7 protein-coding genes and 1 pseudogene are annotated in these 6,249 nt (G+C 68.8%); all 8 read left to right on the forward strand.

The genetic code is table 11. The features are described from left to right. A partial coding sequence (locus tag D7V88_RS45720) for a formate--tetrahydrofolate ligase (RefSeq protein WP_244238612.1) occupies nt 1-259 on the forward strand: 259 nt, incomplete at its 5' end. 247 nt (nt 260-506) lie between these two features. Then, on the forward strand, nt 507-1,613 hold the full coding sequence (gene dnaN / locus D7V88_RS37890) for a DNA polymerase III subunit beta (protein ID WP_120537956.1): 1,107 nt from the start codon (nt 507-509) through the stop codon (nt 1,611-1,613). Nucleotides 1,614-1,724: 111 nt separating this feature from the next. Then, entirely contained in the window at nt 1,725-2,915 is a 1,191-nt protein-coding gene (locus tag D7V88_RS37895) for a hypothetical protein (protein ID WP_244238613.1), read from the forward strand. 41 nt (nt 2,916-2,956) lie between these two features. Then, nucleotides 2,957-3,691, forward strand: coding sequence for a hypothetical protein (locus D7V88_RS37900; RefSeq protein WP_147449045.1), 735 nt, complete (start codon nt 2,957-2,959; stop codon nt 3,689-3,691). Further along, nucleotides 3,684-4,745 carry a site-2 protease family protein gene (locus tag D7V88_RS37905; RefSeq protein ID WP_120545425.1) on the forward strand — a complete coding sequence of 354 codons (1,062 nt, stop codon included), beginning with the start codon at nt 3,684-3,686 and terminating at the stop codon, nt 4,743-4,745. Before D7V88_RS37900 ends, D7V88_RS37905 begins: the two co-directional genes overlap by 8 nt. Before the next feature lie 129 nt (nt 4,746-4,874). Further along, nucleotides 4,875-5,228, forward strand: coding sequence for a hypothetical protein (locus D7V88_RS37910; protein ID WP_120545426.1), 354 nt, complete (start codon nt 4,875-4,877; stop codon nt 5,226-5,228). Nucleotides 5,229-5,250: 22 nt separating this feature from the next. Then, nucleotides 5,251-5,397: a hypothetical protein gene (locus D7V88_RS43330; RefSeq protein WP_158625249.1), complete on the forward strand. Its 147-nt coding sequence runs from the start codon at nt 5,251-5,253 to the stop codon at nt 5,395-5,397. A gap of 141 nt (nt 5,398-5,538) precedes the next feature. Continuing rightward, a pseudogene (locus D7V88_RS37915) lies at nt 5,539-6,249 on the forward strand (hypothetical protein); the annotation flags it as partial.

The following is a 6,249-nucleotide window of genomic DNA, read 5'->3' on the forward strand; positions in this document are numbered from 1 at the left end:
GCCTCCTGGCGAGGGCAAGACGACGATGTCGGTGGCGCTCGCCATGGGCCTGCGCCAGCGGGGACGCAAGGCGGTGGCGGCCCTGCGCGAGCCGTCCCTGGGGCCCGTCTTCGGCGTGAAGGGCGGCTTGCTGCATGCCACGGGGCCGAGCACGAGCACGGCGGAGAGCAGCAGGGAGCGGACGTTCATGACGACTCCGTTCAAGAGGGCGGCAGTGTCCTTCGCCGCCGGGCCGCATTCCAGGACATCGATACGGTGACGGGGCCCTGAAGGCCCTGCCTACCGCCTTTCAACGTCCGGGAGACGCGGTCAGGTCCACTCTGCCCGGCCGGGCGCCCGCCGACCAGGGTGGCGCGGGTATTCCCGGTGTATCCCACCTGGACATCCGGGCAGTCGCCGGGGCCCGGACACCGGGGCTTCCAAGACGGTGGAAGCCCTATGGCGTTCGTTGTACACCCGCCCCGCGCAATCGGCCTTCCGGGCCGTGACCTGTAAGGACGCCCACGATGGAATTCCGCATCGCCTCCGACGAGCTGAAGAAGGCCCTCTATCGCGCCCAGGGCATCGTGGAGCGCAAGACGACGATGCCCATCCTCGCCAACGTGCTGCTCACGGCGAACAAGGGCAGCGTCACCGTCACGGCCTTCGACCTGGACATCGGCGTGGTGTCGGAGCACTCGGCGGACGTGTCCAAGCCGGGCGCCGTCACGCTGAGCGCGAAGTACGTCTTCGACATCGTGCAGAACCTCCCGGACGCGGAGGTGACGCTCAAGAAGCTGGCCAACAACTACGTCGACATCAGCTCCGGCTCCGCGCACTTCAAGATCGTCGGCATGGCGGCCGAGGAGTACCCGAAGCTGCCCAAGGAGGAGAACGCGCCGCTGGTGCAGATCTCCGGCAACGTCCTCCTGGAGATGATCAAGAAGACCCAGTTCGCCATCTCCAGCGACGAGACGCGCTACATCCTCAACGGCGTCTTCTTCGAGCCCCAGGCGAGCGGCAAGGTGCGCATGGTGGCCACCGACGGTCACCGCCTGTCGCTCATCGAGCGCGAGATGAAGGGCGACTTCAAGCTCAAGAGCGGCGTCATCATCCCGCGCAAGGGCCTGATGGAGCTCAAGCGCCTGCTGGATGAGGCGCCGGACGCCGAGTGCCACCTGGGCTTCGCGGAGAACTCGGCGCTGTTCAAGAAGCCGGGCCTCACCATGGTGATGCGCCTCATCGACGGGCAGTTCCCGGAGTACCAGCGCGTCATCCCGAAGGAGGGCGAGAAGGTCGTCCTCGTGCCGAAGACGCGCCTCTTGGAAGGCCTCAAGCGCATCGCGCTGTTGTCGGCGGACAAGAGCAACGCGATCCGCATCGGGCTGGAGAAGGGCAAGCTGCTCATCACCGCCAGCAACCCGGACCTGGGCGAGGCGCGCGACGCGCTGGACGTGGACTACCAGGGCAACGACATCACCATCGGCTTCAACGCGCGCTACCTGATGGACGTGCTGGGCGTCACCGACACGGACGAGGTCAGCTTCGAGCTGGGCGACGAGCACAGCCCAGGCGTGCTGCACGGTCCCGGCGACCGCAGCTTCACGGCCGTGGTCATGCCCATGCGCGTTTGAGCAGGGCCGGCGTCCACCTTCCCACGTCGCCTCCACCGCACCGTTCCACGTCCGACGCTCCGCGCCATGGAACGGCCTGCGCCCGGCGTGGGGTCTCCTTATGATGGGGGCGTGGCGACCCGTCCGGATGACCTGAGAGCGCGGCTGGAGGACCGAGCGGACCTCCTGGAGGCCACGCGCCTCCGCTACCGTGCGCTGAAGGGCATCCTGGAGTCCTTCTTCTGGAAGGACCGGCTGCGCAACCACTTCGAGCTGCTGCGGGAGGTGGCCGCGGTGCAGCCGGAGGTGGACGCGGCGCTCCAGGCGGTGAAGCGGCGCTCGGAGGCGGAAGGCTGGCCGCGCGACACGGGGCCCGTGAAGTTGATGCTGGACGTGTTCCGCCTGCGCGAAGCGGTGGACCGCGCGGCCCGGCGCAGGTTGTCGGCGAAGGACGGCGGGCCTGACACGCTGGGTGAAGCGCTGCTGCTCCTGGAGAACGAGGTGCTGGACGCGGGCCCGCTGCTCGGGGGCCGCGTGTGGGCCCAGGCGGTGGAGCTGCTGCCGCGAAACCTTCCAGAGCTGCGGGCCGCGTGCGCCGCGGGCGAGGTGTTCGAGCGGGTCTTCAAGCGTCCCGTGTCGGAGGGCGCGCAGTCGTTTACCGAGGATGAAGCGCGCGAACTGGCCCGGGCGCTGCCGCTGGGCGCCGCCTCGCTGGTGGCGCTGTGGGAGCGGCTGGAGCGCTACGACACGCGGGGCGGCATCCGGGACTTCCTCCAGCGAAGGATGCGCCGAGCCCCCATGCGGGTGCCGCGCAGCGGACCGGAGCTGCTGTTGCACGCGGCCTTCTGGCACGACGTGGCGAGGGTGCGGGTGCGCGCGGTGCTGGAGGCGGAGCTGACGCCGGTGGTGCCGCGCGAGTCGGAGCTGCCCGGGCTGCTGTCGTGGCGAGCGGAGCGCACCGCGAGGCCGGAGCTGCGGCTGGAGTCCGGGGACGCCTTCTCGGAAGGGCGCGCGGGAGTCCTGGAGGCGGCGGCGGCGCTGGCGGATCTGTCGCGAGCGCGTCCGTCGGGAGCGTGGAGCGAGGAGACGGCGTGGGCGCGGCTGGAGCGGGCGGCGCACCGGGCTCGGAGTGAGGAGGGGCCGGAGGTGGAGGCCCTGCGGGACGCGCTGCGCCTCTTCGTGCTGCTGCGGGGCCGGACGAGTACGCCCGCGCGGTTGTTCTCACCCGAGCGCGCGACGCCGGCCGCGTTGGGCGTGGGGACGGCGGGAGACCTGCTCGCGTTGGTGCAGGCGGCCAGACACGCGGCCTTGCGACAGGGCTGAAAAGACAGACGTTGGCCCCGGGTGATAGCTTGGGCGCGCCCATGACCCAGCCTGTTTCTCCGCCGGCCTCCACCGATGCGCCTTTGCAGTTCGACCGTGCCGAGTTCACCGAGCCGCCTCCCGCGCCCCGGTGCACCGCCTGTCAGCGTGCCATCACCCGCACCTACTTCGAGGTGAACAGCCACCTGCTGTGCCCGGAGTGCCGGGACACGGTGGCGGCGTCGATGGTGGGAGGCTCGAAGTCGAAGCGCTTCCTGACGGCGACGGTGTTTGGCATTGGTGCCGGCATCGCCGGGGCGGCGGTGTATTACGGCGTGAGCCTGACGGGCTACAACATCGGCCTCATCGCGGTGCTGGTGGGGTGGATGGTGGGCACCGCCGTGTTCAAGGGCTCCGCGGGGCGCGGTGGCGCTGGCTACCAGGTGCTCGCGATCCTGCTGACGTACCTGTCGGTGGCGGGCTCGCTCGCGCCGGATATCTACAAGGAACTCACCACGCAAAGCGTGGAGGCGGCGACTGGCGAGGCCCCCTCGGACGAGGAGGCGCTGTCTTCGTCGGGCAACGTCATCGTCGCGGGATTCATCACCGTGGCGGCGCCCGTGCTCGTGGGCATCAACAGCCCCCTGTCCGGGCTCATCTACGGGTTCGCGCTGTACGAGGCCTGGCGCCGCAACAAGCGCGCCGAGCTGAACATCGCCGGCCCGTTCCGGCTGGCCGAAGCCGCCCCGGCATCTGAGGAAGCGGCGCCCGAGCGGCAGGAGCAGTCCGTTGGCTGAAGCGCTCGCAATCCCTGTCACGCAGCGCTGCGAGGGGTGTGGTTCGGAGCTCGCACCCCGGCTGCTCACGTGTCCGTCGTGCCGGAAGCTGGTGCATGGGCAGACGTTGAAGCAGCTCGCGGCGGACGCGCAGGCCGCGGCGGACCGGGGTGCGCCGACGGAGGCGCTGTCGCTGTGGCGTCAGGCGTTGGACCTGTTGCCGCAAGGAACGGCGCAGCACGCGCAGGTGCTGGCGCGGGTGGAGGGCTTGAGCCAGCAGGTGGATGCGCTGGGCCTGAAGGTGCCCCTGGCGGAAGCGGGGCGACGTCGTTCAGGGATGCCCAAGGTGCTCGCCAGCATGGGCGCGCTGGGGCTGCTGCTGTGGAAGTTCAAGTTCGTGCTGGTGCTGTTCTTGGGCAAGGGGAAGTTGCTGCTGCTCGGGCTGACGAAGGCGAGCACGGTGTTCTCCATGGCGCTGGCGGCGGGTGTGTATTGGACGGCGTGGGGCTGGCCGTTCGCGCTGGGGCTGGTGGCGTGCATCTACGTGCATGAGATGGGGCACGTGGCGGCGCTGCGGAACTTCGGCATGCAGGCGAGCGCGCCCATGTTCATCCCGGGGTTGGGCGCGTTCGTGCGCCTGAAGCAGTCGCCGGTGGATGGGCGTGAGGACGCGCGCGTGGGATTGGCGGGGCCCATCTGGGGCAGCGCGGCGGCGGTGGCGGCGATGGTCGCGGCGCTCGTCACGGGATGGAAGGGATTGGGCGCCATCGCGCACGCGGCGGCGTGGCTCAATCTGTTCAACCTGTTGCCGGTGTGGCAGTTGGACGGTGGGCGCGGGTTCCGGGCGCTGGCGCGCAAGCAGCGGTGGATGGCGGTGGCGGTGCTGGGCGCCACGTGGTTCCTCACCGGGGAGAGCCTGCTGTTGCTCATCGGCGCGGCGGCGGCGTACCGGGCCTTTGCTTCGCCCGCACCGGAGGAGGGCGATACGCGCACGCTGGTGGAGTACAGCGTGCTGGTGGCGGGGCTGGGAGCCCTGGGCCACGCCGCGAAGCTGTGGACGGGGGCGGCGCTGTAACCCAGTCACTCGAAGCCAGTGGGCGACAGCATGAAACTCAGCGCTGAATCCAGACTCCGACGGCTCCTCATTGTCTTCGCCCAGACTGGCGGAGAGGGACCGCGGACACGCGCGTTCGACAATCTTCCCGTGGATTCACGGGCGCACCTGCTGGAGCGCGCGGCGTTGAACGCGGACGAACTGCCCGTCATCGCGCACTTCGGAGGTCCTGCTCACTGGATGCTCATCACCACGGACCGCATCGTGATGGGACGGGAGTCAGGGCTTCAGTCCATGCCCTGGTCCGACCTGGAGAACGCCACGACGGACACTGCGCATGTCCATGCCGCGTTCTCATCCGGAGTCGGCGGCAAGCTGTCCCTGAGTCGGCTCCGGCTCCAGCGCCGCGACGCCGAGGACATCGAGTTCGAGGTCGAAGCTGGACCCGCGTTCTTCGGACTCTGGAACGTCTTGAAGACGATCGCATCCCTCCGGAAGGAGTGAGCCAGCAGCCCGCCTTACGGCATTGGCCGCCCGCCGCATCTTCAGGGGACTCACGGACGAAGATTTCCTGGGAGCATGCTTCTTCGTGGTGAGGATGGGCAACGATGAAGTGCTCTACCTCTTCATGCGCACGGAGTTCGTGTATCGGATGGGGCAGGACACGCCGTAGGGCGTGTGGCGAATCAGCCGTCAGGTCAGACCGCTCTGTTGGTCCTTGTCTTCCGTAGCTGTGTGAAGGCTGTCACGGGAGACAGGGACGTCCATGTGGGGATGCTGGGTCGCGGTGTCATGGTTGTTGGCATGGCCTGGAATGGTTTGGGCGGCGAAGGCAGAGACTCCGCTGGATTCAGGGGATGACTGGCATTACCTGACGCGGCTCGAAGGGACGACGCTGGCCCTGCATCGAAATGGCGCCGCGGAGCACGAAGGCTTCGCGCAAGTGGTTCCCACCGTGGTGGTGGACGGTGGGGCGGAGTTTGGCGTCAACCTGGGCGCTCCCGTGCGGTTGCGACTGTGGGGAGGCGGGAATGACGCGGGACTCATCCGGAAGGAGGATTGGGACAGTCTTTCGGACTGGGGACAGGTAGTGCGCGCCTTCAAGTGGGGGTCGGACGAGGCCCCATGGGGTGTGTGGGTGGGGGCCCTGGACAGCTACAGCCTTCTGTCCGCGCACCTGGTGCGGCGCTACTCCAACCGGAGCAATCCGGATTACCACCCGGCTGGTGGCTTCCTCACGGGAACGCTTGGACCGCTCTACGTGGAAGCCTTCGCCTCGGATGTCCTTGGCGCACGCTTGCTGGGTGCGGAGGCAGAGGTAGACCTGGAACACGTCCTCTTCGGCCAGCCGAGGCAAACCGGACGTTACACGCTCGCGGTGTCCGCTGTTCACGACGGAGGCAAGGGGGAGGGGACTTCGCCCGACGTCACGTTGGCCCACCTGGACGGGACGGCAGTGGTGTTGGTGCGTCCGGGCTTTGAACTGCACCTGTTCGCCGGTTGGGGTGGACGTCCAGGGGTGGGC

This window comes from Corallococcus terminator, from assembly GCF_003611635.1.
GTDB classification, from domain to species: domain Bacteria; phylum Myxococcota; class Myxococcia; order Myxococcales; family Myxococcaceae; genus Corallococcus; species Corallococcus terminator.

What these genes read in the sequence shown, in the direction of transcription:
- D7V88_RS37900 (WP_147449045.1), top strand. Translation starts at nt 2,957, where the DNA reads ATGACCCAGCCTGTTTCTCCGCCGGCCTCCACCGATGCGCCTTTGCAG.
- dnaN (WP_120537956.1), top strand. Translation starts at nt 507, where the DNA reads ATGGAATTCCGCATCGCCTCCGACGAGCTGAAGAAGGCCCTCTATCGC.